At 57.0% G+C, this 1,622-nt stretch carries 2 protein-coding genes; one reads left to right on the top strand and one right to left on the bottom strand.

Going from position 1 to position 1,622, the window contains the following annotated elements; all coding sequences use genetic code 11:
* The first annotated feature begins 356 nt into the window (after nucleotides 1-356).
* The gene (locus V7680_RS15605) at nucleotides 357-1,307 is read left to right on the top strand and encodes an IS110 family transposase (RefSeq protein ID WP_335654170.1); all 951 of its coding nucleotides are present in this window, start codon (nucleotides 357-359) and stop codon (nucleotides 1,305-1,307) included.
* Nucleotides 1,308-1,385: 78 nt separating this feature from the next.
* Here the strand turns inward: V7680_RS15605 and V7680_RS15610 are convergent.
* Nucleotides 1,386-1,622: GNAT family N-acetyltransferase (locus V7680_RS15610; protein WP_335654171.1), on the bottom strand; the 237-nt coding region annotated here is incomplete at its 5' end.

A 1,622-nucleotide genomic window follows, 5' to 3' on the forward strand; every position in this document is an offset into this window, starting at 1 on the left:
CTTGATCCGGCGATCACCCCTCGCTGACGCGAGGGGGCTGTTTCGCGGGCGGCACGCCGCCAGCGGCCCGGCTCGTCTGCGGACCCCTGGTCTGCCCTAGCCGGGCAGCCCAGCGGCATGCGGGTGTCTCGCCGGTGATCGCGCCAGCCTGCGCTTGTCTTAGAGATTCCTGGCCTTCTGGTTAGAAAAGAACCGCTGGTGGGGACTGCGCAATTTCCCCGCCGGCGTAGAGGAACGGATCGTGCCTGCGCTGGCTGAGTAAGCGCCGTTGGGAAGTTTGATCGTCCTCTTCATTTCCATGCGACCTGAACGGATACGAGGGCATCTAGGCCCGTACGACAAGCAAAGGATCTGGAATGTCCATCGAACCAGTTCGCCAGCATATCGGCGTCGATATTTCAAAGAGCACTCTGGATGCGCACATGTATCCTGAGGGCAGGACCATAACTGTCCCGAATGACAAAAAAGGGTTCAGGCAATTGCTGACCTGGATGGCAGGATGTCATCTTGAACAGCTACTCTATGAACCGACCGGGCAGTATCATCTTGCCTTCGAGAAGTTCTTCCTGAAAGCCGAAATACCTCTCGGCAAGGTCAATCCGCGACAGGCTCGAAGGTTTGCTGACGCATTGGGTGTGTCGGCGAAAACAGACACGATCGATGCCGGGCTTATCGCAAAATACGGGGCGATGATTTCTGTGCGCCGCGTCAGCGACAGAACGATCAAGTTCAATGAAATGAAAGAGCTACAATCGGCTCGGCGCGCTCTGGTGAAAGACAGGACACGCGCGTCCAACCGGTCTTCCGCCCGGATAGCTCCCTTGTTGCGGCGCCAAGCACGGGAAAGGATTGAGCAGATCGACCGTCACATGAAAGCAATCGACGCGGCTCTTCGTTTGCTGGTCCGTGATGATGAATTCCTGAAAGCCAGATTCGACATTCTACAGACTATTCCTGGCATTGGAGAAACAACCGCGATCATGCTTCTGACCGAGATGCCCGAACTCGGCTTCATCGATCACAAGGCGGCCGCCAGTCTTGCAGGACTTGCTCCGATCGCTCGGGACAGCGGCACGTTTCGAGGCAAGCGATACATACAAGGTGGAAGAGCACATTTGCGACAGGCGCTCTATATGCCCACCCTCGTTGGCATAAAGCATAATCCGGAATTCAGCGCGAAATACCATATGATGGTCGCCACCGGAAAAGCGCCAAAACTGGCCATCACAGCCATAATGAGAAAGCTTATCGTCCTGGCGAACAGTCTGCTTCGCGATAGCCGAAACTGGGTTCCAAGCCGGACTTGACGAAGACGGATACTTCCCACTGACAAGCAGAGGGGTCGCAGGCTGCTCGGCATCCATGGGCTTCGAGCGAGCGCTGGCTCAGGGATCGTTCGGGTCGTTCAGCCATTTGCCGAACACTGTGACGTCCTGCGTCGTATAGCCGAGCGCATCATAAAAGGCTTCGGCATCGGTGTTGCCGTTCCGGACCATCAGCTGGACTTTTCCGACGCTCCTGCTTGCGAGCCAGAGTTCGGCTTCGGCCATCATCTCACGGCCACTGCCATGACCGAGGCGATCAGACCATCCTCCTTGAAGCCAACCATCAGCGTCGCTTCG

Source organism: Parasphingorhabdus sp., from assembly GCF_036963705.1.
Taxonomy (GTDB): Bacteria; Pseudomonadota; Alphaproteobacteria; order Sphingomonadales; family Sphingomonadaceae; genus Parasphingorhabdus.